The sequence below is a fragment of the Microbacterium daqui genome (genome assembly GCF_050408675.1).
GTDB lineage: Bacteria > Actinomycetota > Actinomycetes > Actinomycetales > Microbacteriaceae > Microbacterium.
Map to the genome: position 1 here is coordinate 1 of NZ_JBNTKF010000028.1, position 26,825 is coordinate 26,825.

At 63.5% G+C, this 26,825-nt stretch carries 22 protein-coding genes and 2 pseudogenes; 14 read left to right on the top strand and 10 right to left on the bottom strand.

Annotation, left to right across the window (positions count from 1 at the left end):
• Nucleotides 1-125: 125 nt before the first annotated feature.
• Nucleotides 126-335 (top strand): annotated as a pseudogene (locus ACQUSY_RS12295) (MFS transporter); the annotation flags it as partial.
• A 61-nt stretch (nucleotides 336-396) separates the two neighbouring features.
• A pseudogene (locus ACQUSY_RS12300) lies at nucleotides 397-581 on the top strand (IS5/IS1182 family transposase); the annotation flags it as partial.
• 54 nt (nucleotides 582-635) lie between these two features.
• On the opposite strand, the gene thcA reads toward ACQUSY_RS12300, so the two are convergent.
• The 3 genes from thcA to ACQUSY_RS12315 are packed head-to-tail and all read right to left on the bottom strand — an operon-like array spanning nucleotide 636 to nucleotide 3,074.
• Nucleotides 636-1,310 (bottom strand): Thoeris type III anti-phage system protein ThcA, encoded by a 675-nt coding sequence (gene thcA, locus ACQUSY_RS12305; protein ID WP_158053070.1) that lies wholly within the window; start codon nucleotides 1,308-1,310, stop codon nucleotides 636-638.
• Nucleotides 1,300-2,463 carry a Thoeris type III anti-phage system protein ThcB4 gene (thcB4, locus tag ACQUSY_RS12310; protein WP_158053069.1) on the bottom strand — a complete coding sequence of 388 codons (1,164 nt, stop codon included), beginning with the start codon at nucleotides 2,461-2,463 and terminating at the stop codon, nucleotides 1,300-1,302. The genes thcA and thcB4 overlap by 11 nt, the downstream gene beginning before the upstream one ends.
• Before the next feature lie 20 nt (nucleotides 2,464-2,483).
• On the bottom strand, nucleotides 2,484-3,074 hold the full coding sequence (locus ACQUSY_RS12315) for a TIR domain-containing protein (RefSeq protein WP_225735904.1): 591 nt from the start codon (nucleotides 3,072-3,074) through the stop codon (nucleotides 2,484-2,486).
• A gap of 187 nt (nucleotides 3,075-3,261) precedes the next feature.
• On the opposite strand from ACQUSY_RS12315, the gene ACQUSY_RS12320 reads away from it, so the two are divergent.
• The 7 genes from ACQUSY_RS12320 (at nucleotide 3,262) to ACQUSY_RS12350 (ending at nucleotide 14,475) form a co-directional block, all read left to right on the top strand.
• On the top strand, nucleotides 3,262-4,737 hold the full coding sequence (locus ACQUSY_RS12320) for an ATP-binding protein (protein ID WP_158053068.1): 1,476 nt from the start codon (nucleotides 3,262-3,264) through the stop codon (nucleotides 4,735-4,737).
• A 71-nt stretch (nucleotides 4,738-4,808) separates the two neighbouring features.
• Complete coding sequence (locus ACQUSY_RS12325; protein ID WP_428904758.1) at nucleotides 4,809-5,276, top strand: hypothetical protein; 468 nt, start codon at nucleotides 4,809-4,811, stop codon at nucleotides 5,274-5,276.
• Nucleotides 5,273-7,030, top strand: coding sequence for a type IV secretory system conjugative DNA transfer family protein (locus ACQUSY_RS12330; protein WP_158053066.1), 1,758 nt, complete (start codon nucleotides 5,273-5,275; stop codon nucleotides 7,028-7,030). Before ACQUSY_RS12325 ends, ACQUSY_RS12330 begins: the two co-directional genes overlap by 4 nt.
• A 94-nt stretch (nucleotides 7,031-7,124) precedes the next feature.
• A complete protein-coding gene (locus ACQUSY_RS12335) occupies nucleotides 7,125-7,649 on the top strand; it encodes a single-stranded DNA-binding protein (protein WP_158053065.1) in 525 nt (174 codons plus the stop codon).
• Nucleotides 7,650-8,051: 402 nt separating this feature from the next.
• Nucleotides 8,052-8,573: a hypothetical protein gene (locus tag ACQUSY_RS12340; RefSeq protein WP_192497177.1), complete on the top strand. Its 522-nt coding sequence runs from the start codon at nucleotides 8,052-8,054 to the stop codon at nucleotides 8,571-8,573.
• Between the two features lie 56 nt (nucleotides 8,574-8,629).
• A complete protein-coding gene (locus ACQUSY_RS12345; RefSeq protein WP_428904759.1) occupies nucleotides 8,630-13,714 on the top strand; it encodes a helicase in 5,085 nt (1,694 codons plus the stop codon).
• 173 nt (nucleotides 13,715-13,887) lie between these two features.
• Nucleotides 13,888-14,475 carry a hypothetical protein gene (locus ACQUSY_RS12350; RefSeq protein ID WP_158053063.1) on the top strand — a complete coding sequence of 196 codons (588 nt, stop codon included), beginning with the start codon at nucleotides 13,888-13,890 and terminating at the stop codon, nucleotides 14,473-14,475.
• 99 nt (nucleotides 14,476-14,574) lie between these two features.
• Here the strand turns inward: ACQUSY_RS12350 and ACQUSY_RS12355 are convergent, their stop codons facing one another.
• The 6 genes from ACQUSY_RS12355 to nrdH form a co-directional block, all read right to left on the bottom strand.
• Nucleotides 14,575-14,781, bottom strand: a complete 207-nt coding sequence (locus tag ACQUSY_RS12355) for a helix-turn-helix domain-containing protein (RefSeq protein WP_158053062.1) — start codon at nucleotides 14,779-14,781, stop codon at nucleotides 14,575-14,577.
• 31 nt (nucleotides 14,782-14,812) lie between these two features.
• On the bottom strand, nucleotides 14,813-16,132 hold the full coding sequence (locus ACQUSY_RS12360; RefSeq protein WP_158053061.1) for a tyrosine-type recombinase/integrase: 1,320 nt from the start codon (nucleotides 16,130-16,132) through the stop codon (nucleotides 14,813-14,815).
• 365 nt (nucleotides 16,133-16,497) lie between these two features.
• Nucleotides 16,498-17,475, bottom strand: a complete 978-nt coding sequence (gene nrdF, locus ACQUSY_RS12365; RefSeq protein ID WP_428904761.1) for a class 1b ribonucleoside-diphosphate reductase subunit beta — start codon at nucleotides 17,473-17,475, stop codon at nucleotides 16,498-16,500.
• Nucleotides 17,476-17,685: 210 nt separating this feature from the next.
• Nucleotides 17,686-19,845, bottom strand: coding sequence for a class 1b ribonucleoside-diphosphate reductase subunit alpha (nrdE, locus tag ACQUSY_RS12370; RefSeq protein WP_428904762.1), 2,160 nt, complete (start codon nucleotides 19,843-19,845; stop codon nucleotides 17,686-17,688).
• Nucleotides 19,827-20,273, bottom strand: a complete 447-nt coding sequence (nrdI, locus tag ACQUSY_RS12375; protein ID WP_428904763.1) for a class Ib ribonucleoside-diphosphate reductase assembly flavoprotein NrdI — start codon at nucleotides 20,271-20,273, stop codon at nucleotides 19,827-19,829. Before nrdI ends, nrdE begins: the two co-directional genes overlap by 19 nt.
• A gap of 12 nt (nucleotides 20,274-20,285) precedes the next feature.
• Nucleotides 20,286-20,519, bottom strand: coding sequence for a glutaredoxin-like protein NrdH (gene nrdH, locus ACQUSY_RS12380; RefSeq protein WP_428904764.1), 234 nt, complete (start codon nucleotides 20,517-20,519; stop codon nucleotides 20,286-20,288).
• A gap of 441 nt (nucleotides 20,520-20,960) precedes the next feature.
• Between nrdH and ACQUSY_RS12385 the strand changes: the two genes are divergently transcribed.
• From ACQUSY_RS12385 to ACQUSY_RS12395, 3 genes are read left to right on the top strand one after another with little or no spacing between them, the layout of a single operon-like run.
• Nucleotides 20,961-22,211: an MFS transporter gene (locus ACQUSY_RS12385; RefSeq protein ID WP_428904765.1), complete on the top strand. Its 1,251-nt coding sequence runs from the start codon at nucleotides 20,961-20,963 to the stop codon at nucleotides 22,209-22,211.
• 59 nt (nucleotides 22,212-22,270) lie between these two features.
• Nucleotides 22,271-23,029, top strand: coding sequence for an alpha/beta fold hydrolase (locus tag ACQUSY_RS12390; RefSeq protein ID WP_428904766.1), 759 nt, complete (start codon nucleotides 22,271-22,273; stop codon nucleotides 23,027-23,029).
• A 37-nt stretch (nucleotides 23,030-23,066) separates the two neighbouring features.
• Nucleotides 23,067-24,215 (top strand): acyl-CoA dehydrogenase family protein, encoded by a 1,149-nt coding sequence (locus tag ACQUSY_RS12395; protein WP_428904767.1) that lies wholly within the window; start codon nucleotides 23,067-23,069, stop codon nucleotides 24,213-24,215.
• Between the two features lie 63 nt (nucleotides 24,216-24,278).
• On the opposite strand, the gene ACQUSY_RS12400 is transcribed toward ACQUSY_RS12395, so the two are convergent.
• Complete coding sequence (locus tag ACQUSY_RS12400; protein ID WP_428904768.1) at nucleotides 24,279-24,551, bottom strand: metal-sensitive transcriptional regulator; 273 nt, start codon at nucleotides 24,549-24,551, stop codon at nucleotides 24,279-24,281.
• Nucleotides 24,552-24,585: 34 nt separating this feature from the next.
• On the opposite strand from ACQUSY_RS12400, the gene ACQUSY_RS12405 reads away from it, so the two are divergent.
• A complete protein-coding gene (locus ACQUSY_RS12405; RefSeq protein WP_428904769.1) occupies nucleotides 24,586-25,860 on the top strand; it encodes a DUF445 domain-containing protein in 1,275 nt (424 codons plus the stop codon).
• Between the two features lie 32 nt (nucleotides 25,861-25,892).
• Nucleotides 25,893-26,825: M4 family metallopeptidase (locus ACQUSY_RS12410; RefSeq protein WP_428904770.1), on the top strand; the 933-nt coding region annotated here is incomplete at its 3' end.

Here is a 26,825-nt window from a genome sequence, read left to right on the forward strand (position 1 = left end):
GACGACCTGCTCCGGAGTGTGACGCTTCCTGCTGTTCGTCATGATCTGACCAGTCTCCCTGCCCGGACCCCCGGGCAACAGGACGACTCACACAACCACCGGACCTACCGAACGGGGTCAGCCCAGCACGGCTCACCCCGGCGGGCCGCGAGGGCGAGATCTTCGGCCTCTACGCGACGACCGGGCGGGCGGCGAGCTGGATGGCGTCCGCCGCATGGACCGTCCTCATCGCCGTGACGAACCAGACCGTCTTCGGCATCCTCGGCATCGTGATCGTGCTGGTCATCGGTTTCCTGCTCCTACTCCCGGTGCAGGCGCCCCGCTCGGCACACTAACTGCACTTTCCCGTCAGGTTGAGGCACACCACGCTCACGGCCTTGAAGACGGGAGCCATGTGGGAGACCGCAGAAGTTCGACGCGGTGAAGTATCGGGACCGGAACGTTGTCAAGCATGGGTATCGCCGGTGAAGCAATGGCGCGGGCTCGCGACCCGGTATGACAGACTCGCGCTCGTGTACCGGGCCGCGGTTGTTATGAATGGCGTGATCGCGTGGCTCGACCTATTACGAGACGCACCCTAGTGGCTTCCACCAGCCATGCTATGCGATCACCTGCTGCTGCCGCCGCGGTGCAGTCTAAGACCTCCCAGACTCGAGGTCGATATCGCGGACGGATCGGATGAAGTCACGCCACAGGGTGGGGTAGGTGGCGTCCTGCTTCAGGCCAACTAATCCTGATCTCATTTCTAGGTCGCTGAGCCTGGCGGCTTCGCCGCCAGGCCGTTTGATCGCGCACATAGGGCGGCCGGGGAATCTGTCCCCGAACAGCGCATACTCCGTCCGGATTCCCTCCATGCCTCCGATGAAGACTGCACCGTCTGGGTCTGCTTCCTCCAGCATCTGAGCACGCATGATCTCCAGACTGGATTCCCATTTGCCCGGTTCGGGATGGTCTCCCTCGTGAGCTTCCGTCCACACTAAAGTACCGACGCCTGCGGCCTCGAACCGTCTTGTCGCGGTAGGAAGCACGTTATCGAACAGAAGCGACTGGTAGATCTGGACCAGCGGTTCTGCAGAGGGAGGGAACTCAGCAGCAACATAGAGCAATAGTGGTGCAAGTGTCGGGTGAGCCGCGGTCACGATTCTGAAGTTCTCAGTGAGACACGCCCGCGCAAAGGTCACGACCGCGTCTGTGATCTCGAGCGGATCGAATTCTCCCTCCCACCGGGTAGGGTCGGGGATACTGCCGGACAGGAAGATCGTCCCGATGGGGCCAGTATCGGTTCGCATCGGAGGCAAGTCAATTGCCATGACTCCACCAACCTCCTATTGCATTCTCAGGGATAACTGTCATCTGTCGACCGTCGGAAACCCACTCTAGATGCTCTTGAAGGCCAGACGGGAGGGTGCGGGCACTGTGTACGAGAACGCCGGGCAAGTTTGCGCCCGTTCGTGCGGAAGTCTGATCGAGGGTCTGGAGATCGACTGCTGTGGGGAGACGAGGTGTGGTGCCCACGATGCCCGTCCCCTCGTGAGTTCTTACGAGAAGTTGCCAGCCGCGAAGCGAGGTACAGTCTGCGACGCCGGCAGCCGCTGCGGCCTCGCTAATGCTCTTGACCAAGATGCTACGCCGTCTCACAATGCCGTGAGCATGCGCTCGTTCCACTCCTTCGATGACTCTCTCAAGCGCAGCTTCGGTAAGGACTGAGTAGCCGTGATCGTCTTCGACGAGATCTTCTTCGCTGAGGAAAAGCCTGGGGAGGCCGGAACTCCCCGGGACTTCTTGCACTTCGCCGGGCCAGCGCAGGATGAGGATTCCCATTGTGTGGCTTAGGGCGTAGTCGACCTCATCGAACACCCATTCAGAGCTGTGTGCCTCGGGGGTCTCCAACAGTAAGAGGAATGCGTGATCCTCGAGCGCATGCCCGATTTCTTGTTGAAAGTTCGTCCCCTCTCTAATAGCGAAGCGGTCGATGAAAGGGCGGAACTTGAAATGACTTAGCTTGTCGTGCAGTTGCTCAGCGGCGCCGAGTCCGTCGGTACGGCGATGGCTAATAAAGACTCGCCGATGCTTCTCTTCGATACCGAGTTCCTCGAGCAGCGTGTGAACCAAATGCTGCAGAGTCACCTCATCACTCCAGACGGTCCCATTTGCGTGAGTGAGCTCCTGCGGTGCGAACTCGCTGAAGCGACCTAAGTCTTCGAGAACGGGAAATATCGTGGTGCCGCTTGCCAGCTCTTCATTGAGCGCAGCTTGGATAACATCGCTCTTCTTGGAGCGCTCGTCACAGAGGCAGACGCAGATACGTGGCGTTCCGGGGGATATCTCGCTGGCCGTGACCGTGATAGCGACGGATCGGTGCAGGCCGATCAATTCCAGTTGGCGAGCAACAGCCTGGCTCAGCACCCTGACCTCCGCTTCCCGCCCGTCATGTACGACACGGATACCGTAAGTGGTCGTCATCCAAACTTCTCCGGTCCTTCTCAGCTAGCGTTTCGCTGACGAAGGGCTCGCGAGTTGTCCACGAGCGCGCCCTTGGAGCTACGCGCCTGGAACGCGGTCTCAATGTTGCTGCGGAGCCTGGTCTTGGAATGGGGGTAGGACACGTAGCTTGCGTAGGAGCTCTCCGGATCCCCGGAGACGAAATTGTCCTTAACGCGAGCTGGTAGCGTCGCGGAGTTATTCATGGAGGGCAGGGGGATTACCAGCAGTCCGTTGCGTCCGTTCACCGGGTCGTTGCGGAGCGAGGAGGAGATTTCCCAATCGACGAACTTGCGACCCCACGTTCCTTCCCCCAAGAGGAGGATCGTTACCGTGGAGTCCGAGAGGTACTTTTCGCGGATACGTCGCTTGATGTATTCAGTATTGGTACTGTCCACAAAATCATCTTCTTCGGTGACTCCAACGGAACGGGGAATGAACTCGGATCCGAAATCGGTCACAAAGGTTTGCACTTCTTCCAGATCGGCAACGTGATACGAGATGAAGCACTTATGCCGGGTGCTATCGGAGCTCTTCGCGGACGCGCGTTCTGCGCTGAGCTGCAGCATGAGGGATTGAAAATTGCTCGTCATCGCGCCTCGATTCATGGAAGTCACGGTTCGAGCGGCCTTGTCCGAACCTGTGAAGACGTTGTGTTCACCACCTTAGTGTGGGCCACCGATTTTCAGGGGGACACCCCGGGTAACGCGGTGGAGTTTTCGAGTGGGAGACGGAGTACACCTCGTGTGAGCACTTGTTGTTCTCACGGAAGGCCCTTGTATGCCACTCCCCGATTCCGGTTCGCTGCACGCGGCACCCTTGATCTCTCCCCCAAAGGAGCGGCGCCGTGCCCGTGCAGCTCGTCGACGAGCTGCAGCTCAACTAAGTCTGCAGGCTGACGCTTCGCGTCGAGTCGCGGCGCGCGCGCAGGTCGAAGCCGAACGCAAGGAAGCTCGCTCCACTCATTATCTTCCACGTGCCGGGGAGCCAGGCCCGGCGGCCTTACGATCATGGAGCCGTTTCCGTGTGCCAACGCATCAAGACACGTCCGCGGCGCTCGCGGGCGCGTACCCGTTCCTCGCGGAGGGTGGCCTGGGCAGTGAGGGGGTGTTCGTTGGTCAGGATTTGTACTCGGCGGCGTCGTTCGTGTTCGATCCATGGCGGCTGTACCAGCAGGGTCTGATCACCGCCCCGAACGCGGTACTGGCGGGGATCGTCGGGTCGGGGAAGTCGGCGCTGGCGAAGAGTCTCTACACGCGGTCGATCGCGTTCGGGCGGCGCGTGTATGTGGTTGCGGATCCGAAAGGTGAGCACACGAGCGTCGCGGAGGCGGTCGGGGGCCGGGCGATCCGACTCGGGCATGGACTCCCGGCACGGTTGAACCCGCTGGATGCGGGGTACCGGGCGGCAGGCCTCTCGGATGCCGAGTGGGCGACCCAGGTTTCGGCGCGCCGTCGGGATCTCGTCGGCGCACTCGCGGAGACAGTGCTGGATCGTCCGTTGTCGCCGGTGGAGCATACGGCGATCGACGTCGCGCTGCGTGCGGCGGTGGCGTCGTCGGAGGTGCCGATCCTGCCGATGGTCGTCGAGCGGATGCTCGCCCCCGACACAAGAGAGGACGCGCGTCTTGAGGAGGACGGGCGGATGGTCGCCCACGCGCTCCGGCGTCTCGTGTACGGGGATCTGAAGGGCATGTTCGATGCGCCGTCGACGGTGGTGTTCGATCCGTCTCTGCCGATGCTGTCGTTGGATCTGTCACGGGTGTCGGAGTCGAACACGTTGATGTCGGTGCTGATGACGTGCTGCTCGGCGTGGATGGAGTCCGCGTTGCAGGATCCCGCGGGCGGGCAGCGGTGGGTGGTGTACGACGAGGCGTGGCGACTGATCGGGCACGCCGCGCTGCTGCGGCGGATGGATGCGCAGTGGCGGCTGGCACGGCATTTCGGGATCGCGAACCTGCTGATCGTGCACAAGGTCACCGATCTAGAGACCGGCGGGGATCAGGGGTCGATGCTACGGGCGCTCGCGTCGAGCCTGCTGGCGAATTCCGAGACCAGGATCGTGTACCGGCAGGAGTCGGACCAGATCGAGGCGACCGGGCGGCTGCTCGGGATGACCGGAACCGAGCGTTCACTGCTGCCCGGGCTCGGCACCGGGCAGGGCCTTTGGAAGATCAAGGAGCGATCTTTCGTCGTCCAGCATCAACTGCATCCAGCGGAACTTGAGATGTTCGATACCCGCGCCAGGATGGGCTGACCGCGATGCCGAGGAAGCGGAAAAATCCGCAGAAATCCGGGCCTCTGCCAGTACCTGTGACTCTACCCCTCGTGGTCGCTGCTGTCCAGGAAGACGGGAGCATCACGGTAACTGTCGATGGGGTGATGCTCATGCAGGGCCCGATCGCGCGGGATGCGCTCGGGCGGGTGCTGTCGGCGATCGCGGAAGACAAACGGTCTCCGATCCGCGCGGAGGTGCACGAGGCAGACGGTCGCGTGTTCGCGGACATCATCACACCGCTGCCGCTCAGGTCTCGGTTCGCGCCACCGCCCGCCACGTCTGCGGTTCCGCCGCCGGTGCCTGCTGTGCAGTACCCGCCGCTGGTGGAGGTGTCCGGGCAGGGGTTCGTGCCTGGTGAGGATGTTGCGGTGCTGGTGATCGTCGCGCATACCTCTGCCGCCGGCAACGGGCTCGCACGGGCGATCCTGGAACAGGAGCGACTCCCAGACGACGTGCGGGATGTGCTGCTGTTCGGGGAGGTGTCGGGAACGATCGTCCGGCAGGGAGTGCGGCCATGAACCGGGCTCAGGCGAGACCGGCCAACGATCATCTCCTGAACATCGGGATCGGACTGATGGTGGCCGGGTTCGTGTTCGCGCTGATCCTCCGCGCAGCGGGCACCGTCGCGGCTTGGCTTTCGGGCCTGCCACTCCCCGAGGTGGGTTTGGCTTCGGGCATGGGCGTCTTCACCGACCCCCTGCATCCGGGGCTGGTGTTCGGGGTGGATGAGCTGCATCCGGTGGTGTTCTGGCTGGTCGCTGCGGTCATGCTGACCGCGGTGATCTGGCCGGCAGTATGGGGGTGGCTACGGTGGCGGGCGAGAGCTGAGCACACCGACCCGCGACGCCTCAAGGGAACCGCGACCGGGGCCGAGGTCGCGCAGGCGGCGTCGGCGAAGTCGCTAGTGAAGCGGGCATCCACATTCCGGCCGTCGCTGAAAGAGGCGACCGCGGCGGATGTCGGCTATCTGCTGGGCACGTCGCGGGGGCGGCAGGTGTGGGCGACGGTGGAGGACTCGATGCTCGTGATCGGGCCTCCGAGATCCGGGAAAGGCATGCATCTGGTCCTGAATGCCATCCTCGATGCGCCCGGCGCAGTGATCACGACGAGCACCCGCCCAGACAACCTCACCGCGACGCTCACAGCCCGGAAAGAGAAGGGCCCAGTGGCGGTGTTCGACCCGCAGCGGCTCGCGCCCGGCATCCCCTCGGGGCTGCGGTGGTCGCCCGTGCGAGGCTGCCAAGACCCGTTGACGGCGATGATCCGGGCGACCGGACTGGCATCAGCGATCGGGTTCGGCGGGGTCGACAACGGCGGGTTCTGGGAAGGGAAGGCGCGCATGGCGATCCAGGCGCTCCTGCACGCCGCCGCCCTCGACGGACGGGACGCGCGCACGGTCGCCCAGTGGGCGCAATCTCCGACCACGGCCGGGGATGCGGTGCGGATCCTGCAATCTCATTCGGAGGCGGCGGATGGGTGGGCGGACTCACTGGATTCAATGATCCAGTCCGACCCGCGCACCCGAGACTCGATCTGGCAGGGCGTCTCCCTCGCGTTCGGTGCCCTCGCCGACCCGCGCGTGCTCGAAGCAGTCACCCCGGGAGAGGACGAGCAATTCGATCCGGAGAAGTTCCTCCTCGCCAAAGGCACCCTCTACCTCCTCGCCACCGGCGCCGGAGCAGGCGCGTCGGCCGCATTGGTCGCCGCGTTCATCGAGGACTTGGTGGAGACGGCGCGGCGTATCGCCGCCCGCTCCCCCGGTGCGCGCCTAGATCCGCCGATGCTGATGGCGCTGGACGAGATCGGGAACCTCTCCCCTTTGCCGTCGCTCCCCACACTGATGGCGGAGGGTGGTGGTACGGGGATCACGCCGATGCCGGTGCTGCAGTCGCTCGCGCAGGCGCGGGAGAAGTGGTCGGAGAACGCGGCGAACGCGATCTGGGATGCGTCGATCGTGAAGATCGTCCTCGGGGGCGCGTCGAACAGCCGCGACCTGCACGACTTGTCACAGCTGGTCGGGGAACGTGACGAGGAGACCGACTCGGTCACGCAGGATGCCTATGGCGGGCATTCCTCGCAGCGGTCGATCCGGCGGGTACCGATTCTGCCCCCGGACGTGCTGCGTACCCTCCCGTTCGGGACCGGGGTGATCCTGCTGCGCGCGACCCGCCCCATCGTCGCAGACCTCCGCCCCTGGACATCACGACCGGATGCGGGAGAGCTGAAGGCGGATCGCGCGCGCCTCGAAGAGCAACTGCAGCAGGGTGCCTGAGCTGTCTCCTGCCTCCGCTGTTCGGGGTGGGAGGGGCGGGGCACCTATGGGTGACGGCAGGTGGTGCCGTTTGATCTTGTGAGGAGTCCCCCTGATGTCTGATCTTCATACCCAGCAGTCCTTGTCCGGGTTCATCGCGTCCGACCCGAAGCTGAGCTACACCAGCAAGGGAGATGCCCGTTTCTACGCGAAGATCGGGCAGGAGCACTTCCGTCCTGAGGCGGACGGGTCGTTCACAAAGCTGGAGACCACGTTCCACGACATGGTTCAGTACCGCAAGGCCGCTGAGGAGGCGTTCGCCCGGTTCCGTAAGCGCGACTGGTTCATCGCCGAGGGCTATGTGAAGACCTACCCGGACAAGATGGGTGAGCAGCGGGAGGAGTTCGTGGCGAAGAAGCTCGGCCACGACACCGCCCGCACCGAGTACGAGGTCGTCCGCAAGGAGCCCACCAGCGCGGAGAAGGCGACCACGATCGCCGCCGCGTTGCAGGCCGCGCAGGAATCCACGGACGAGGTTGTCGGCCACACCGACTCCGGGCCGGCGGTAGCGCCCACGGCGACGCCGGCGACCATGACGGGGCCACGGGAGCCTGCCTCTGTGTCCGCGGTCGGCCTCTGACCGCCCGCGGCCACAGCCTCTTCGACTGCTGGTGGCGGTGCTGCTCCTCCCCGCACCCCGGGCCGCACCGTCACCAGCTGCTTTCCTGCCGGTTCTGTGATCCGCGAGGTGATCATGCGCGCTCTTACTGCTTTTCCCCTGACGGGTGCCCCTTTCTGCGTGTCGGGGTGTCCGCGTACACTGGAAGTGTCTAGTCCGCTCCCGCATACCGGGAGCAGCTGCTGATGGCGCGTCGCAAGCGTCTCGACCCGGCCCTGTACGGTCAGGTCGAACTCGATCTTTGGGGGCTGGACGACACCACTGCGCAGGAGACCGTCACGGTCGGCGCAGCCACCCCCGACCCTGTTCCGTCCGTATCGGATACGGCGGAGATGCCGGGGCAGATTGAGGAAGGAGCAGACGATGACGCACTATCAAACGCTCGCACGCACCCATTGGACCCGGTACGCGCCGACGAGAGTCGAAGCGATCCCGAACCCGGACGAGTTCTTCCAGATGCTGGGCCAGCAGGTTCACGAGCAGGTGACCGAGCTGACCGTCCAGTTGGCGGGGCAGGACCGGGCCGGGGAGAGCTACCTGGAGAAGGTCGGACGGTTGGGCGCGGCGCGGCTGCGGGCGGAGGAGATCGTCTTGACGGATCTGGTGTGGATCAGCTCCCCGGAGACGAGCCCGGCCGAGGCGCGGGAAGCGTGGGAGCTGGATCGGACCTCGGACTCCTGGCTGGCCTCCTGGGCGGAGCGGATTCAGGAATCCCCGGAGGATCAGATGCCCGCGACCGAGGAACTGGTCGACCTGGCAGCGGAGTGGATGCTGCCGGTGACGTTCCTGCAGGCGCTCCTGGAGGCGGAGTTCCCGGCCCAGTTCCTCCGCGAGCACCAGGAGACCCTCGCCCAGGCGGCGGAGCGCCGCTACCACCACCCCTAAGCGACACGATCGGCCCCACCGCGCCCGGCACACCTGCCGGGGCGGCGGGGTCCGCGGTGGTGTTTCGGCCAGGTACGCAGGAGGATCTGGCACCGTCGGGTGCGAAAGCCCGGTTCGAGGCCAACATCGGCGCGATCGGGGTGGTCCGCGCCCTCACCGCTGAGGAGCGTCCAGCGACCGTGGACGAGCAGCAGCGGCTGGCGCGCTGGTCGAGCTGGGGTGCGATTCCGCAGGTGTTCGATGAGGAGAACACGGACTGGGTGACCGAGCGTGCCCTGCTGCGTGGGCTGTTGGACGAGCAGGAGTGGCGGGCTGCGGCTCGCACCACCATCAATGCCCACTACACCGATCCCGCGTATGTCCGGGAAATCTGGGATGCGCTCGCTCGGCTCGGGTTCCAGGGCGGCACGGTGCTCGAGCCCGGGTCGGGGGCGGGCACGTTCATCGGGCTCGCCCCGGCCTCTTCCCGAATGGTCGGGGTCGAACTCGACCCGCTCACGGCCGCGATCTCACGGGGGCTCTACCCTGGCGCGGATATCCGTGCCGAATCGTTCGCGGACACCAAAGCTCCGGCCGCATCGTTTGATGCTGCGGTGGGGAACGTGCCGTTCGCGGACGTCACTTTGCACGACCCAGTACATAATGCGTCGGGGCACTCGATGCACAACCACTTCATCGTCAAAGCCCTGCACCTGACGCGGCCTGGCGGTGTGGTCGCGGTGCTCACCTCGCATTGGACGATGGATGCGCAGAACCCTGCAGCGAGGCGGGAGATGAACGAGCTCGCCGATCTGCTCGGTGCGGTGCGGCTCCCCACCGGTGCGCACCGGCGCGCGGCCGGCACTGAGGCACTCACTGATCTGCTGCTCTTCCGTCGACGCGACCCCGGGCAGGAGCCTGCGAGCGACGTGTGGGAGATGGTGACGCCCGTGACGATCGATGGGGAGCGGGTGAAGATCAACACCTATTTCGCGGACTATCGGCCCGATCATGTGCTCGGCGAGCTCCGGGTCGGGCAGGGCATGTACGGGAACCAGACGCTCCGCGTCACCGCCGACCTGACCGGTGTGCCGCGGCTGCTGCGCGACACGCTCACCGAGATCACCGCCTCTGCGACCGAGCGCGGCCTGACTTTCACCCCACCCACTGCGGCGCAGGAGCAGGAGCGCGCGGCGAGGGTCGCCGCCGACCCTGCCCTGTTTGACGGCTCCATTCTGGCCACCCCCGAGGGCACTTTCCGGGTGGTGGCCGGTGGGGAGTTGCTGCCGCTGAAAGTGCCCAAGTCCGCTGCCGTCGAGTTGCGGGCGCTGTTGACGTTGCGGGATGGCGCGATCGGGCTGCTCGAGATGGAGGCGGCCACTCGGGATGACACCGACGAGATCGAGTCCGCCCGCGCGCGGTTGCGTGACCAGTACGAGAGGTATGTGGCCCGGTATGGGCCGCTGAACCGCTACACGCTGCGCCGCACCGGCCGCACCGACCCCGACACCGGGGAGGACACGCACGCGCGGATCGTGCCAACGCCGCTGCGGATTCTGCGCGGCGACCCGTTCGGGCCGCTCGTCGTCGCGCTCGAGGTGTTCGATGAGCAGGAGCAAACCGCGGCCGGCGCATCGATCCTCTCCGGCCGGGTCGTCGCCCCGATCCCGCCTGTGCGCGGTGTCGAGAGCCCGGCGGATGCGATCTCGGTAAGCCTCGACCGCACCGGCGGAGTTGATCTGGAGCTCATTGCCGAACTCCTCGGCACCGACGGGTCCGATGCGCGGGCCGCTCTTGCCGGGCATGTGTTCGAAGACCCCGCCACCGGGGACCTCATTCACGCTCCGGAGTACCTGTCGGGGAATGTGCGCATCAAGTTCGACGCCGCAGAGTCAGCGGTCAAGGAGCGTCCGGAGTTGCAGGGCAACGTCGATGCACTGAAAGCGGTGCTGCCTGAGCCGTTGGGGGTGGATGAGATCGCGGCGCGGCTCGGCGCGGTATGGATCAGCGCCGCCACGCATGAGGAGTTCCTGCGGGAGATCCTGAAAGCCCCGGACGTGAAAGTGGAGAACCCGCTGCCGGGCATGTGGGAGGTGCGCGGCGGCAGGCAGGGCATCCTCGCGACCAGCGAATGGGGCACCCAGCGGCGCCCCGCACCGGATCTGGTGCAGTCGGTGATGGAGCAGAAACGCATCCAGGTGTACGACGAGCACCGCGACCCGGACGGTACGACGGTGCGGATCTTCAACCCCGTCGAGACAACCGCGGCGCAGGAGAAGGCCGACCAGTTGCAGGAGCGGTTCTCGGAATGGGTGTGGGAAAACCCCGAACGCGCCCGGATTCTTGCCGACGAGTACAACCGCCGTTTCAACTCGATCGTGCTGCGCGACTACAGCAGCGCCGGCGAGTACCTCACCTTCCCCGGCATGGCCCGCAGCTTCACCCCGCGCCCGCATCAGCGTGCTGCGGTCGCCCGCATGATCGCCGAGCCCGCCTGCGGCCTGTTCCACGAAGTCGGGGCCGGGAAGACCGCAGAAATGGTCGCAGGTGTCATGGAGATGCGCCGTATGGGCCTCATCCAGAAGCCGATGCTGGTCGTCCCGAATCACATGCTCGAACAGTTCTCCCGCGAATGGTTGCAGATCTACCCGCGGGCCAGGGTGCTCGCCGCGTCCAGTCAGGATCTCACCGCCGAGCGGCGCCGCTTGTTCGTCGCGAGGGCGGCCGCGAGCGACTGGGACGGTATCATCCTCACCCAGGGCGCGTTCGCGCGCATCCGCGTCGACCCCGCCACCGAGCGGGACTACATCGAGCAACAGGTCATCGCCCTGAAGGCCGCCTACGACTCCGCGAAGGGTGAGGATCGGATGAGCGTGAAGCGCATCCAGAAGCGGCTCTTGCAGGCCGAGAACAAGCTCAAGGGGCTCGTAGATCGGGCCCGGGATCCAGGGATCACGTTCGAGGCGACCGGGGTGGACTATGTTGTCGTCGACGAGATGCACATGTACAAGAACCTCGCCACCGAGTCGAACATCCGTGACGCCGCCATCGACGGTTCCGAGCGTGCCAGCGACCTGCACTTGAAGCTCGAATCGCTCCGGGGGCGCGGCCGCGACCGGGTCGTGACCGGGGCGACGGCGACCCCGATCGCGAACAGTGTGACCGAAGCGTATGTGATGCAGCGCTACCTGCGCCCGGACCTGCTGGAGGAAGCGGGCCTCGGGCACTTCGATGCGTGGGCGGCGACGTTCGGGGAGACCGTCACCGAAATGGAGATGTCTCCCACAGGCTCCTCGTTCCGTCTCAAGACCCGGTTCGCCCGGTTCCAGAACGTCCCCGAGATGCTCAGGTTGTGGTCGGTGTTCGCAGACGTGAAGACCGCCGAAGACCTCCAACTGCCCGTGCCGGACATTCAGGAGCGCGCCGACGGGAAGCGCGCCGCCGACACGGTGGTGCTCGCCCCCACCCGGGAGCTGCAGGCGTACATCGACGACATCGCCGAACGCGCCGAACGCATCCAGCACAAGCAGGTTCGCCCGGATGAGGACAACATGCTCAAGGTCTCCACCGACGGCCGCAAAGCCGCCCTCGATGTGCGCCTGGTCATCCCCGATACCCCGTCCGGGCCGTCCAAGGTCGATGTCGCCGCCGACATGGTCTACCGCGTCTGGGAGCAGCACCGCGGCCGGGAGTTCCTCGACCCCGCCTCCGGTGAGACCTCCCCGGTCCAAGGCGGGCTGCAGCTGGTGTTCTGCGACCTCGGCACACCGAACAAGGACCGCTGGAACGTGTACGACGAACTCCGCGCCCAGCTCGGCGCACGGGGCCTGCCCGATGGGGCCGTCCGGTTCATGCACGAAGCGAAGACCGATACCGACAAGGCGCGCCTGTTCGCCGCCGCACGCTCCGGGCACATCGCCGTCCTCGTCGGCTCAACCGAGAAGATGGGCGTCGGCACGAATGTGCAGTCGAGGGCGGTCGCTCTGCACCATCTCGACTGCCCGTGGCGGCCGAGCGATATCGCACAACGCGAGGGGCGAGTGATCCGGCAGGGCAACCAGAACGCTGAGGTGCTCATCACCCGGATCGTCACCGAGGGCTCCTTCGACTCGTACATGTGGCAGGGCATCGAACGCAAAGCACGATTCATCGGACAGATCATGCGCGGCAGTCTCGACGTGCGAGAGATCGAGGAGATCGACTCCGCAGCCCTCTCTGCAGCCGAGGCGAAAGCGATCGCGTCAGGGAACCCGCTCATGCTCGAGAAGTCCATCGCGCAGAACGACTACACGAAGCTGCAACGCCTCGAACGCGCCCACTCCCGGAACCAGTCGATGCTGCTCCACACCCGCGCTCGCAGTATGGAGCTCATCATCAACGCGGAGAGCGACGCTTCGGAACTCGAACGTGCGCTCCCCGGCGTCCAGGACACCAGCGGCGACCGATTCCGCATGACCGTGAAAGACCGCACCCACACATCACGCGTCGACGCGGCAGAAGCGATCGCGTACTGGGCGCGCGAACACAACCTGCAGTACCTGTCGAACTACGCCGAACGGAACCTCGGTTCTCTCGGCAGCATCTCCGGGTTCGCGATCAATGCCCGCGCGATCTCATCGCTCGGGCATGTCCAAGTGCAGTTCACGCTCGAACAGCTCCCCCGCGCCAGCTTCTCCCTCCCCCGAGACCAAGTTCTCTCCGCCACCGTCGGGCTCGTGCAACGACTCGAGAACCGAGTCTCGCAACTTCCCAGCATCATCGAAGGCCTCTATGAGGAGATCCGTCAGGAGCGGGAAGTGCTCGACGAAGCCGAGCAGCGCATCGGCCAGCCGTTCAAGCACACGGCCGCGCTCGAGGCCGCGAAAGCGCGACTCGACCGGGTCGAAGCCGAACTCGCTGAGCTGAGCACCGAAGCACAGAGCGAGGCCCCCGAAGCGGACGCGACCCCGGACTCCCTCCAGACCGATCCTCCTCAGGCTGCGCAGAGCGGAAGCGAGTCACCTCGTGTGCTCACCAAGCAGGCCGTCCGGGACTTCCAGCCATCCTTCGGCCCTCCCGCCACACCTCACTCACCGCCCGCTTCGGCGAGCGTCACGGTGACATCACTGCTGCGGGAGGCATCGCGCGCACCGAACACCGAACCTCCCACACCGTCACTGTGATCGGACTCCGGCACGCACCCGCGGGATGGCTGCTGCGTGGCGCAAGATCCGACGCTCGTTCAGCCGCCCGGTAGGGAAGTGCGACTCAGTACGCGACCCGCGCTGTAAGCGATGGCGGTTGGGAACAAAGGGGCACCTTCCTGCACATCTGCTTGTGTGCAAGGAGGAGCAACATGGCCGAAGACGCGTTCGACCCCGACGATATCCCGGAGCTTGACCAACCCGAGCCCGAACCGTTCAAGCGAGCCGAGACGCCGATACCGGAACCGACATTTCAACCGCCGGCTCCTCCGCCATCGCCCGTGAACTGGAATCTCATCACCGCACACCAGGCCGAAGAAGAATGGATGCTCCTGAACGGTTGGGTGAACTGGCTCCGAGCCACCTACGGGCTCCCCGCGGCGACGATCCCGCCAATGTGGCACCGACACTGGGAACTCATATGGGAGCTCTCCGCCCTCCACACGCATTGGCTCACCTGCTACCACCCGACCCGAGATGGTTCGGCACCGCTACTGTGGCACGCCGACTTCGCCGCAGCGTGCGCCCGACTCCGGAACTGGGTCACGATCAACGGAAGCAAGCTCGACCGAGACCGCCCGACACGGCAGACCACGTGGCCGGGAGAGGACCCCGCCGACGACGGCCAGGAAGAGATGATCGTGGATCGTGACGAAGACTTTGTCGACTTCGTCGTCGCCGACGTGCAACAGCGTGCAGCCGCTGAAGCAGCGCGAGAGGCCCGCGGGCAAGCATTGTAGAAAGGCCCGCAAGTTCACACCAGAGATGCCAGTGCGGCGATTACCGGACAGAGAGATCGGGACGGGCCTACCTGAGGCCCGTCCCGATCGTTCCCTCGTTCACCTGCGTGACGGGATCTCGACTAGCAGACGCTCGTCGAGCTCGTGCAGATCGACGCGGATGAGACGCCCCACCCGGTATCCGCGGATCGTGCCGTCCGCGATTCGGCGGCGCAGTGTCTTCACCGACACTCCGAAGCGTTCCGCTGCAACCGCGAGCGGCACGATCGTCGACTCGGGGAGTGTCGAATGGTGGTGTGTGGTCATGAAGCGCCTCCCTATTGATGTGTCTTGCACATCACAGGTGTCCTTCGCGGTCCTCCTCTGCTTCATTCTCGGAGTCAAGTCTGCCTGCTTTGAGTCGCGCCGCAACTCGCTCGCTCATGCGGTCCGAGAGTTCCCGGTCACGCTCCATGGTGGCGTGCTGGTAGCGGAGGACGATGTGGATATCAGAGTGTCCACCGCGTCGCATCAACTCTGCGAGGGTCGCGCCCTCTTGGGCGAAGATCGTCAGCCCGGTGTGCCGCAGGTCGTGGAATCTGAATCGCGGTGGGAGACTCTTGACGGAGTCTCTCGTTTCGCTCCAGATGTGCCCCCAACGAGTGTTCGAAAGCGGTACGCTGCCTCGAGGGCTTGTCGGGATCACGGGGGCTTTCGCCTCGTGCCCGACATGGTCTCGGAGGTGTTGCCGGAGTCGGCGTCGGATCAGCTTTGGGATGCTGAGCGAGCGCTTGCCTGCGTCGCTCTTCAGGTCCGTGTAGTCGCCGGTGTTGGCGTTCAGCTGCCGTCGCACATGAAGGGTCGCGCTGCCGTCGTCGTGCCACTCGATGTCTCGGCGTTGCAGGCCCAGACACTCGCCGCGCCTGAGCTGACACCAGGCCGCCAGAAGCCCTGCGATAGCCCACTCATCGGGCAGTGCCTCATAGATATCTTCGACCTGTTCAGGGCTGGCGACGTCCTCGCCGGGGTCGTGCTCAGCGTCGTGCCGCACGGACTCCTGGCGGGGGATCGAGATGTTAGGCGCTGCCGGGATCAGGCTCTCCCTGGCGGCCTGTCGGAGGATCATCATGAGGACGATCAACACCGGCCGGGTGACGCCGTTGAACTTCGACTTCGGGTTCAAGGGAGAGGGGATCTGGTCGAGGCGGGTCGTCATTTCTCGAATACGCGCCACATCGATCTGCCGGATCGGAGTGTCCTCGAACTCCGGAATCAGGTATCCGGTGATCTTGCTCCGGTAGGCGCGAACGGTGCCGACGGCTCGCTTCTTCCCGCTCCGGCCTGGCTCCATCCGCACCATCTCGATCCATCGCTCGGCATACTCGGTGAAACCGATCGATCTCGCCTTCTCTGCGGTAGCCTCCGCCCGAAGCCGGGCGGCGACGAGTGCCGGCGGTTCCCATTCTCCGAGGGCGATCTTGGCGTGCGTGGCAGCGAGCCAGACTCTGGCGTCTGTCTTTGTGAAGAACGTCAGCGATTTGTCGTCCTCCGTGCGGGCGGTGTACATCTCACCGTCTGGTCCAGGGTATCGGGCTTGCCAACGACCAGAGGGAAGCTTTCGCAGGCTTCCCCACCCCTCGCGTCTAGCTGCACCGGTGACCTTCTTCGTGGCATTCATCGCATCCTCCTGTGGCCGCAAATGGACTCACGCGGACCGTCGTGCCACTTCGTGCCATTTGCTACCCAGAACGAGAAGATATCCCGCGTGAACAGGCTTTTTTCTCCTCCTGCCGGATCTCCAATGGCACGCTCTGGCACGACATCAGCGGCGTGCCACCCGCAAATTCCGGACATCACGCCTATCCGCGCTCGCCTGGGAGGTGCACTCGTGCCACCTCCATGCCATACCGTTTGGGTGATTATGTTCATTTCCGTCCTCCTCTGTCTTGCTGGAGACGGCACAAAAAGGGGCCCGGACCTGCAGAAACCTGCGGGTTCGAGCCCCTCATCAGCCCTTACGGGCCTTCGGCGAGAACTAGTTCTTCAAAAGTCCCAGTCTTCGTCTTCGGTGGCGACAGCCTTACCGATGACATAGGACGAGCCCGAGCCCGAGAAGAAGTCGTGGTTCTCGTCAGCATTCGGCGACAGCGCCGAGAGGATTGCCGGGTTCACGTTGGTGACCGTCGACGGGAACATCGCCTCGTAGCCCAGGTTCATCAGGGCCTTGTTGGCGTTGTAGTGCAGGAACTTCTTGACGTCTTCGGTCAATCCCACGGGGTCGTACAGGTCTTGCGTGTACTGAACCTCGTTGTCGTAGAGCTCAAAGAGCAGGTTAAAGGTGTAGTCCTTCAGCTCCTGCTTGCGCTCTTCGGTCTCGTTCTCGAGACCCTTCTGGAACTTGTAACCGATGTAGTAGCCGTGCACGGCCTCGTCGCGGATGATGAGGCGAATGAGGTCTGCCGTGTTGGTGAGCTTCGCGCGCGATGCCCAGTGCATCGGCAGGTAGAAGCCCGAGTAGAACAGGAACGACTCGAGCAGGGTCGATGCGACCTTGCGCTTGAGCGGGTCGTCACCGTGGTAGTAGTCAACGATGATCTGCGCCTTACGCTGCAGGTTCTCGTTCTCGGTCGACCAGCGGAACGCCTCGTCGATCTCCTTCGTGGACGCGAGGGTCGAGAAGATCGAGGAGTAGCTCTTTGCGTGCACCGACTCCATGAACGCAATGTTCGTGTAAACGGCTTCTTCGTGCGGGGTGATCGCGTCAGGAATGAGCGATACCGCACCGACGGTGCCCTGAACCGTGTCGAGCAGGGTCAGACCTGTGAACACGCGCATCGTGAGCGTCTGCTCTTCCGGCGTCAGCGTGTTCCACGACTGAATGTCGTTCGACAGCGGAACCTTCTCGGGCAGCCAGAAGTTGTTCACCAGACGGTTCCAGACCTCAAGGTCTTTGTCGTCTTCGATTCGGTTCCAGTTGATCGCCTGGACCTTGTTCACGAGCTTCAGCTTCTCCGGAGTCACGCGTTGCCTTCCGACGGAAATATGGCCTGCCTTCAGGCCTCATTAGATTCTATCTTTGACACGCTCAGGTGCCGGGTCCGGTCAGGGCCCGCTATGAATAGCAGGCCCTGACCGTGAGGTGCTTACAGCATGCAGCTGACGCAGCCCTCGATCTCGGTTCCTTCGAGCGCCATCTGACGCAGGCGGATGTAGTAGATCGTCTTAATGCCCTTACGCNATGCAGCTGACGCAGCCCTCGATCTCGGTTCCTTCGAGCGCCATCTGACGCAGGCGGATGTAGTAGATCGTCTTAATGCCCTTACGCCATGCGTAGATCTGCGCACGGTTGATGTCACGCGTGGTCGCCGTGTCTTTAAAGAACAGCGTGAGCGACAGACCCTGGTCAACGTGCTGCGTGGCAGCGGCGTAAACGTCAATGACCTTCTCGTAGCCAACCTCGTACGCGTCCTGGTAGTACTCCAGGTTTTCGTTCGTCATGAACGGCGCCGGGTAGTAGACGCGACCGATCTTGCCTTCCTTGCGGATCTCAATCTTCGACGCGATCGGGTGGATCGACGACGTCGAGTTGTTGATGTAGGAGATGGAGCCGGTCGGCGGAACCGCCTGCAGGTTCTGGTTGTAGATACCGTGCTCCTGCACCGAAGCCTTGAGCGCTGCCCAGTCTTCGCGCGTCGGCAGCGTGTGGCCAGCGAAGAGCTCCTTAGCCTTCTCGGTCACCGGGAGGAAGTCGTTCTCGAGGTACTTGTCGAAGAACTCACCCGACGCGTACTTCGAGTCTGCGAAGCCATCGAAGGTCTCGCCGCGCTCGATAGCGAGCTTGTTCGACGACGTCAGTGCGTGGAACAGCACCGTCGCGAAGTACACGTTCGTGAAGTCAACCGACTCTTCGGAACCGTAGTAGACGTGCTCACGAGCGAGGAAGCCGTGCAGGTTCATCTGGCCGAGGCCGATGGCGTGCGAACGGTCGTTGCCGTCTTCGATCGAGCGAACCGACTCGATGTGGCTCTGGTTCGACACCGCCGTCAGCGCACGGATGGCCGTGTCAACGGTGCCACCGAGGTCGCCACCGTCCATCGCCAGGGCGATGTTCATCGAACCCAGGTTGCAGGAGATGTCTTTACCGATGACGTCGTACGACAGGTCAGCGTTGTACGTGGTCGGGGTGTTGACCTGGAGGATCTCCGAGCACAGGTTCGACATGTTGATGCGGCCCTTGATCGGGTTCGCCTTGTTCACCGTGTCTTCGAACATGATGTACGGGTAGCCCGACTCGAACTGGATCTCAGCCAGCGTCTGGAAGAACTCACGCGCGTCGATCTTCGTCTTCTTGATGCGCGAGTCGTCGACCATCTCCTGGTACTTCTCGGTGACCGAAATGTCACCGAAAGGCACACCGTAGACCTTCTCAACGTCGTACGGCGAGAACAGGTACATGGCCTCGCCCTTCTTGGCGAGGTCGAAAGTGATGTCGGGAACCACGACACCGAGCGAGAGGGTCTTGATACGAATCTTCTCGTCAGCGTTCTCACGCTTGGTGTCGAGGAACTTCATGATGTCGGGGTGGTGTGCGTTGAGGTACACCGCGCCGGCACCCTGACGTGCACCGAGCTGGTTCGCGTAGCTGAAGGAGTCTTCCAGCAGCTTCATGACGGGGATGATGCCCGAGGACTGGTTTTCGATCTGCTTGATCGGTGCACCCGACTCGCGGATGTTCGACAGCAGGAGAGCCACGCCGCCACCACGCTTCGACAGCTGCAGTGCCGAGTTGATGCCGCGGGCGATGGACTCCATGTTGTCTTCGATGCGCAGCAGGAAGCAGCTCACGAGCTCGCCACGCTGTGCCTTACCGGCGTTGAGGAACGTGGGGGTTGCCGGCTGGAAGCGGCCCGAGATGATCTCGTCAACGATCTGCTCGGCAACCTTCTGGTCACCGTCAGCAAGCGCGAGAGCGGTCATCACGACGCGGTCTTCAAAGCGCTCGAGGTATCGCTTGCCGTCAAACGTCTTCAGCGTGTAGCTCGTGTAGTACTTAAACGCGCCGAGGAACGTGTCGAAGCGGAACTTCGCTGCGTATGCGCGATCGTTCAGCGACTGAATGAACTCGATCGGGTACGCGTCAATAACGCGCGGCTCGTAGTACTCCTTCTCGACCAGGTAGTCGAGGCGCTCCTGGAGCGAGTGGAAGAACACCGTGTTCTGGTTCACGTGCTGCAGGAAGTACTCCCGGGCAGCACGACGGTCGGCGTCGAACTGAATCTTGCCGTCCGCGTCGTAAAGGTTCAGCATCGCGTTCAGCGAGTGATAGTCCATACCCTCGAATGCGGGGTTGATCTTGAAGGCTTTTTCTTCCTTCACTGCAGCTTCCACCATCGTTCCAATCCGTCGCTTACGCGATCGACATCGTCGCTCGTGCCAAATAGCTCTACTCGGTACAAGTGCGGCACGTGGCACTTGCGGCTAATGATGTCTCCGGCGAGGCAATAGGCTTCGCCGAAGTTGGAGTTTCCGGCGGCGATAACGCCGCGGATGAGACTTCGGTTGTGCTCGTCATTGAGAAACCGAATGACTTGCTTCGGAACCGCGCCGTGCCCATCTCCCCCGCCGTACGTGGGAGTGACGAGAACGTATGGCTCATCGACGAGTAGGGGCTCGTCGTTGCGGTGCAGCGGAATCCGCTGCGACCGCGTGCCTAGCTTCTCGACAAAACGCGCCGTATTACCGGAAACGCTTGAGAAGTAGACGATAAGCGGAACGTCGGTGCGTGGCTGACGTTCGCGAGCGACCGCCGCAACCGACATGATGTTCCTCGGTTATGCCAGGCGCGATGCGAGCTCGTCGATCTTGTCAGGACGGAAGCCCGACCAGTGGTCTTCATCAGTGATGACGACCGGAGCCTGCATGTAGCCGAGTGCTTTGACCTGCTCGAGTGCCGCTTCATCCTGCGAGACGTCGAGAATTTCGTATTCGATGCCCTTGGCGTCGAGTGCGCGGTACGTCGCGTTGCACTGGACGCAGGAGGGCTTGGTGTAGACCGTGACCGACATAATTTGACCGTCTTTCCCCTCGGAATGTGATGATTGCCCGGCAAACCCCCGCCGGTCACTCAATACTACATATAGGTACCGACATTGGGGCCGACCACAAGAACTAGTAGTTACATTCTTGTAGTTATCCACCGCTTTCGTATGGTTAAACACAATCTGTCCACCATTTCATCCACAGTTGCCGCAACTCACAGCACAGTCAAAAGCCGCGTGTTCTCGCGCTTCTTCGGAGGCAAGAAAGAATCCATCCACAGGGAGGTCGAAATCCGACGCTCACAGGAGATGATTTGCTGTGGAGAACGCTCGTCGGCGTGTCGCGGTGTGTTGCAAACCGCCCCATTTCGAGACGAATAATCGGCGCATTTTCGCAACACATTTTTTGCGCCCCACTTCAGCGTTCGTTCACCAAACTGCACCAGCGAGACGGTATTCTTGTACCTCGTGGCATCAGCGGGATACAAGGATCTACTCAGCACTCCTGGCGTCGGGCGAATCATCGCGGCGCAGCTCATTGCACGATTTCCCAACGGCATGGTTTCGTTGGCGATTCTCATGCACGTGGAGCAGGCAACCGGCTCGTACGGCAACGCCGGCATCGTTCTCGCTGTCACCTCTATTGGTCAGGCCATCTCCGGCCCCGTGATCAGCCGCTGGATGGGCAAGTGGGGCATGCGCCCCGTGCTCCTCACCTCCATGATTATTTGCGCCATGGCGATCGCAGCCATCGCCCTGGTTCCGGTCAGCATGGCGCTCTATATCACGCTCAGTTTCGTCGCTGGCATCTCCAATCCGCCGATTCAGTCGGCGGTGCGCACGATCTACCCGAAGATGGTGACCGCGAAGCAGCTCAATCCGCTGTTTGCGCTTGATGCGTCGCTCCAGGAAATCATCTGGATCATCGCGCCCGTGCTCATCACCTTTATCGTGATGCAGATCTCCACCACGATTGGCCTGTGGGTCATCGTCACGATCCTCGTGCTCGGCGGCCTGTGGTTCATCTACTCCCCCGAAGTCGGCCGCGTACGCATTCCGCAGAGCCGCCGCAAGCTCGGCAAGGTGCTCACCAAGGTTCCCGTGCTGCTGGCCACGATCATGGGCTTCCTTCTCATTGGCGCGTGTGCCGCGGTTGAGGCGGGTGTCGTCGCAACCTTCGGCCACGCCGAAGACGGTGGCCATGGCGGCGGCCTCGAAGCGGGCTTCGTGCTCGCCGTCTTCTCTGTTGGCTCGCTCATCGGTGGCCTCTTCTCGGGTCGCCTCGCAATCTCCCAGTGGGCAATGGCCCGTCGCCTGCTGATCGTCACGGCTGGTCTCGCGGTCATCCCGTTCTTCGTGCACCCGGGTTGGGCTGGCCAGCCGATCGCCATCGGCGCCGCCCTCACGATCGCCGGTCTCGGCGTGGCCCCAGCCCTCGCCGTCATTTTCGCGATGACGACCGCGAGCGTGAAGTTCTCCGACACGGCTGAGGCATTCGGTTGGGTCGCGACCGGTCAGCTCATTGGTGCTGCCGCCGGTTCTGCTGTCGCTGGCTTCCTGATCGACGGCATCGGCCCGGCCGGTGCCTACATCGCGGCTGCCGGATTCGCTGCCCTCGGCCTCATCATCGCCGTTCTCGCGGTTCGCGGCTTCCCCGACCTGCGCTTCCGCGACGCGTCGCCGCTGCCCGACACGGCTCCGATCAGCACGATCGCGTAATTTTCCATCACCTGGTGGTTCCGGAACCACGGGGCACGTCACAAAAGTAGGCTGTCGGCATGACGTCTCCCGTGATTCTGCCGCTCACCTCGTGGGGTTCTTCGTCGGCGCCGCTGCGCGCCCTGCTCGTGCACGGGCTGGGTTCGAATGGTGCGCTGATGTGGCGCACCGGAACCACGTTGAGCGACGCGGGGTGGCGTGCGGATGCCGTTGACCTCCGTGGTCACGGCACCGCGCCGCGCGCGCTGGACTACACGATTGCCGCGTACGGCACTGATCTGCAGCACACCCGCAATGGCGAGCAACCGTGGGATCTCGTGGTGGCACATTCGCTGGGTGGTGCGGCCGCGACGTGGGCGGCGGCTGCCGATGCGACGTGGACGAAGCGGCTCGTTCTGGTCGACCCCGCCGTTCACTTGGCCGGTCGTGACCACCGCCTTATCCGCGCGAGCCAGCAGCGTTCATTTGCCGATGGTTCCGTTGCAGCCTCCATGGATCAGCATCCGCACTGGCACCAACAAGACCACGAGTTGAAGGCACTATCGGTGGCGCAGTCGAGCCACTGGGCGATTGAGCAGACGCTCGATCAGAACGAGACGACGTGGGATGTGCGTGCGGAGGCCGCGCGCATCACGACGCCGACGCACGTCATCGGTGCCGACCCCGAGGTGTACTCCATCTTCACGGGCGAGCTCGCCGCCAGCGTGCTGCAGAACCCGGCATTCACGATGTCGGTTGTGCACGGCGCTGGGCACTCGCCGCACCGCGATAAGCCCGCGGAGTACGTCGAGCAGTTGCTCGCGACACTGGCCCGGTAACCGCGCCAAGGGGTCGAGATCGCGAGAGAATGTCACCATGACGTTCGACGCTGAAGCCTTCTTGCCCGACGATCTGATTGCTCGCATTCGTGAGCGCGCCCCGCGCATCGACGCGGAGAACCGTTTTCCGGACGAAGATCTCGCCGAGCTGAAAGCAGCTGGATACCTGAAGATTCTGGTGCCGACCGATCGTGGTGGCGCGGGTCTCAGCCTCGAACAGGCAGCCGTACTGCAGCAGCGTCTCGCGACAGCCGCACCGGCAACCGCGCTCGCGATCAACATGCACCTCGTCTGGACGGGCGTTGCCAAGATCATGCTCGATCGCGGCTTCGATGAGCTCGCCTTCGTGCAGGAGGGCGCCGCAAACGGCGAGGTTTTCGCGTTCGGGATTTCGGAGGCGGGCAACGACCTCGTGCTCGGCGGCTCCGACACCGTTGCGACGCCGACCGCTGACGGCGCCTACTCCTTTACCGGAATCAAGATCTTTACGTCGCTGGCGCCAGTGTGGACCCAGCTGGGTCTGCACGGGCTCGACACGACCGACCCGGAAAACCCGCGCCTCGTCTACGCTTTCATCGATCGCACCAACGCGGTTGTCACGCGTGATGACTGGGACACGATGGGAATGCGCGGCACGCAGAGCCGCACGACAGAACTACACGGTGCCGTCTCTCGGCACGTCGCCCGCGTGGTTCCGCTCGGCCAGCCAGACCCGATCATGTTCGGCATCTTTGCTGCGTTCGAAATTCTGTTGGCGTCGGTGTACACCGGCATCGCTCGTCGTGCGATTGACGTCGCGGTTGAAACCGTCGGCAAGCGCCGCTCGAAGAAGTCCGGCAAAACGTACGCAAACGACGCCGATATTCGCTGGCGCATCGCCGAGATGGGGCTCGCGTACGACGCGCTCCTCCCCCAAATCGCGATGATCGCCCGCGATGTCGATGAGCAGGTCGACCACGGTGGCCTGTGGTTTGCGAAGCTGTCGGGCGTTAAGCACCGCGCCGTCGTCATGGCAAAGCAGGTTGTTGACGAAGCGATGCTCACCGGGGGTGGCTCGAGCTACTTCTCGCGCAGCGAACTGCAGCGGCTGTATCGCGACGTACTGGCCGGCATGTTCCACCCCTCTGACCCGGAGTCAGCACACGCGACGATGGCGACCGCGTGGCTCGGTGCGCCTGAGGAGTAGACGGCGCAACCCGCCCCGGAGCCGCACGAACAACCGCAACGGCGCCGATGGTTCCACCGCTAATTACTTGCCAGACACCTCAAAAGCCTTGAGCATTTCGGCGATCGCCTGCTCGCGCTGATCGCCGCCGTGCTCGATCATGTGGCTCACGTGCTCACGGAGGTGATTCTCGAGGAGGAGCTTGTTGAGCGACTCCAGCGAGCGCTGAATGGCACGTGATTGCGTGATGATGTCCATGCAGTAGTCCTCGTTGTCAATCATCTTGGCGAGGCCGCGCATTTGCCCTTCCAGAATGCTGGTTCGGTGCAACGCACGCTTTTTGATGTCTTCGATCACGCTCTCAGGCTACTCCTGGTGAAAGGATGGCGGCATGGTTCGCACTCCAACGGCTTTACTTTCGCCCGCTGATCAAGAGCGTCGCCGCGCGCTTCGCACGATGAAGGGCGTCGCGCTCGGTGCGCTGATCGGCATGGCGGTGCTGTTCTGTGTTGCGTTCGTGCTGCAACGCGACATCGAGGCGTGGGGGTATGTGCGTGCGGCCGCCGAGGGTGGCATGGTGGGTGCGCTCGCCGACTGGTTTGCCGTGACGGCGCTGTTTCGGCACCCGCTGGGCATTCCGATTCCGCACACCGCGATCATTCCGAAACGTAAAGACGAAATCGGGCGTTCGCTCGGCGAATTCGTCGAGACGAACTTCTTGTCGGGCGAGATTGTCGAGAAGAAGCTGGGCTCGACGGCGATTTCGGAGAAACTCGGAACCTGGCTCAGCACGCCGGAGCATGCTCGGCGGGTGGGCACGGAGGCTGCGACGCTCGCGGCCAACGTATTGCGGGCGCTCAGCGACGACGATGTGCAGGATCTCATCGGCGATCTCGCACGCGACCACCTGCTGAATCCGCAGTGGGGTCCGCCAGCGGGCACGTGGCTCGGCAAGGTCGTCGAATCGAATGCGCACCACGGCGCCGTTGACCTTGCCGTCGACAGCATTGCCACGTGGCTACACAACAACCAGAGCTACTTCACCGGACTGCTGTCGAAGCGTCTACCGTCGTGGGTGCCGTCGCTTGCGCACCGGTTTGTCGATGACACCGCCTACAAGGAGGCCGTGAAATTCGTCAGCGCCGTGCAGGCCGACAAGAACCACCAGGCGCGGCACGCGATCGACGCGTATCTCGCGAAGCTTGCCGACAACCTGCAGCACGACGCAGCAACGATCGCGAAGCTTGAAGACGCCAAGTCGGCCGTGTTCGACAGCCCGCGCGTGCGGGAGCTCGCTGGCGAGGCGTGGAACACGGTGAAGACCGGCCTGCTGGAGTCGCTCGAGAACCCGGCGAGCACCTTGCGGGCTCGCATTGATGCCGCGATCTTTGACTTTGGTCAGCGACTCGTGCGCGACGCCGCGCTGCAGCAGCGCCTCGACGCATGGATCACGCAGGCTGCCGTGTTTGTGGTCGAGCGCTACAAGCACGACATCGCGAGCATCATCACCGACACCGTCGAGCGATGGGATCCCAGCGAGACGACCGAGAAGATCGAGCTCATGGTCGGTAAAGACCTGCAGTTCATTCGTCTCAACGGCACAATCGTGGGGTCGCTCGCGGGGGTGCTCATTTACACGGTTGCGCATGCGTTTTTGGGTGCGTGACTAATGTCGGTGGTGAGGCGTAGCCTCCCCTCATGGGGACATATCAAGGAATCATTCCGCCGTATCTGTTGAGCCGGCTGGCACACGAGGGTGGCGAGCAATATCCGGTGGCGGCTGCGGCTGCACGACGCACGATTGCAGCCGGGCGCCCGCCATTTCGGCACCGTGGGCAGCTTGATCTGTCGGTCGATGGTTCCGGCGCTCTCATTGTCGAGTTGACCGATGCTGCGAACCGTACGATTTTCGATGCGAAGAATACGCAGGCACTGCCCGGAACCATGGTGCGCGCTGAGGGGGAAGACCCGGTTGCCGACGCCACGGTGAACGATGCGTACGACGGGCTAGGCGCGACGTTCTCACTTTTGCTTGATGCGTTTGCGCGTAATTCGCTCGACGGCGCTGGTGCACCGTTGAATGCGACCGTGCACTACGGCGAAGACTACGACAACGCTTTTTGGGACGGCGAGCGCATAGTCTTCGGCGACGGCGATGGTGAGGTGTTTATTGGGTTTGCGAACTCGACCACGGTGATCGGCCATGAGCTCGCGCACGGCGTCATTCAGCACACCGCGAACCTCGTTTATCGCGATCAGTCTGGTGCGTTGAACGAATCGATTGCCGACGTGTTTGGAGCGTTGACCGAGCAGTACCTCGCCTCGCAAACGGCCGATGCTGCGACGTGGCTCATTGGTTCTGAAATCTTCACGGCGGCGGTGCAGGGCGTCGCGCTGCGCAACATGCTCGAGCCTGGCACCGCGTATGACGACGACGTGCTCGGTAAAGACCCACAGCCCGGGCACATGCGTGATTTCGTCACGATGGTCGAAGACAACGGTGGTGTTGGGCTGACCCCGTTCGGTAGGTCCGGTGGTTGTGTGAGTCGTCCTGTTGCCCGGGGGTCCGGGCAGGGAGACTGGTCAGATCATGACGAACAGCAGGAAGCGTCACACTCCGGAGCAGGTCGT